This window comes from Stenotrophomonas sp. GbtcB23 (assembly GCF_019091045.1).
In the GTDB taxonomy this organism is placed as follows: domain Bacteria; phylum Pseudomonadota; class Gammaproteobacteria; order Xanthomonadales; family Xanthomonadaceae; genus Stenotrophomonas; species Stenotrophomonas rhizophila_A.
The window spans coordinates 1-1,254 of record NZ_JAGXKC010000121.1 but is presented as its reverse complement, the minus strand read 5'-3'; the positions used below and the strand labels follow the sequence as shown (position 1 = coordinate 1,254).

The 1,254-nt window shown below is 58.9% G+C and carries 2 protein-coding genes and 1 pseudogene; 1 reads left to right on the top strand and 2 read right to left on the bottom strand.

The annotated features are described in order from the left end of the window. On the bottom strand, positions 1-230 hold a 230-nt coding region (locus KVS69_RS18300), incomplete at its 3' end, for an Imm53 family immunity protein (RefSeq protein WP_217539418.1). 202 nt (positions 231-432) lie between these two features. Here KVS69_RS18300 and KVS69_RS18295 point away from each other — a divergent pair. After that, positions 433-839: pseudogene (locus tag KVS69_RS18295) on the top strand (aminotransferase class V-fold PLP-dependent enzyme); the annotation flags it as partial. Between the two features lie 100 nt (positions 840-939). Here the strand turns inward: KVS69_RS18295 and KVS69_RS18290 are convergent. After that, complete coding sequence (locus KVS69_RS18290) at positions 940-1,155, bottom strand: hypothetical protein (RefSeq protein ID WP_184125122.1); 216 nt, start codon at positions 1,153-1,155, stop codon at positions 940-942. Positions 1,156-1,254: the final 99 nt, after the last annotated feature.

The window sequence follows — 1,254 nt, the reverse complement described above, 5'->3', positions numbered from 1 at the left end:
CCACAGGCAATGTACGTATCACTCGACACTTCGCACTGTATCCAATCGATATCGGACCGATCAATGCGTGACCTTGGCAAAGATGATCCACTCAGTCCGGTGTCGACCAGGTCAACCGTCAACATCCACCCGGGATTATCCAGCGTATCTATTTTCATGCCATAAGAATGCTCCCAATCTCCGTCGCAATGCCGCGCATACCATTTCTGCAATAACAGGAGCTCAGACATCATACTTGCACCTCATCTTGTTCTTGGAAGGTCCTCCGGCGATGCGGACGGACGCCCTTCTGCCGCATCTTTTACGTGAATCGCCACGGCAGTCGCTGTCAGGCCGATGGTGACCCCTATGGAGTCAACCAGCCCTGCCGCAACATTCCCCTCGCTGAAGTTGCTGCGGGCACTTTCCGCTCCAATCGCAACATTTACAACACCCCATAAAGCCGGCACCCCGAACATCGCCGGCTTCCGCGGCTTGGGCGTGGCGGTGGACCACTCGAATCGCTGGGTCTGGAACACGTGGAAGCGCGCGTAGGCGAGCTTCTGGCGCACTTCACCGAAGAACTGAACAAGTTCGACGGCCTGCGCATCTTCGGCACCACGCCGGACAAGGCGGCGGTCGTCTCCTTCCTGATCGAAGGCGCGCATGCACACGACCTGGCCACCCTGCTTGACCTGGAAGGGGTGGCCATCCGCTCCGGCCAGCACTGCGCCCACCCGCTGCTGCAGTACTACGGCGTGGCGGCCACCTGCCGCGCGTCTCTCGTGTTCTACAACACGCATGCGCTGATCGAGCGGTTCATTTCGGCGTTGAACAAGGTGCGCAAGCTACTGGGCTGACGCCGGCCGCCTAAGCTGACAAGAAGACGCCGCGGACAACCGCGGCGTTCTGCATGGCGCGCACCTCTCACATCGACCTGGTAGCGCCCGACAAGCCCAACTACAGCTTCGCCTCCAACTGCCCCTCATGCACATCGGCAGCCTGCCCATCATCGAATTCAATGGTGTAGATCACGCCGTCTGGAAAGTCAGCAAAGTATGCGCCGAGAGGTCGCTCTTCAAATATGCCAACCACCCAAGCGTCGCTCCCTGGCCTCAAGTGCGAACTTGCACCATGAATGACGCGGACTCGGTCGTCGTAGTTGAACAGCGGCATGTGAAAAGACCTCAAGCTTGGCTTTCGGATCCAAAAGCTTCTCGGCTGAGCCCCCGTCGGCAGCGCACGACCTTTAGTCACGCTAACGTGCCTCCAATT

Coding starts and splice junctions, on each gene's coding strand:
- KVS69_RS18290 (WP_184125122.1), bottom strand. CDS start 1,155: ATGCCGCTGTTCAACTACGACGACCGAGTCCGCGTCATTCATGGTGCA.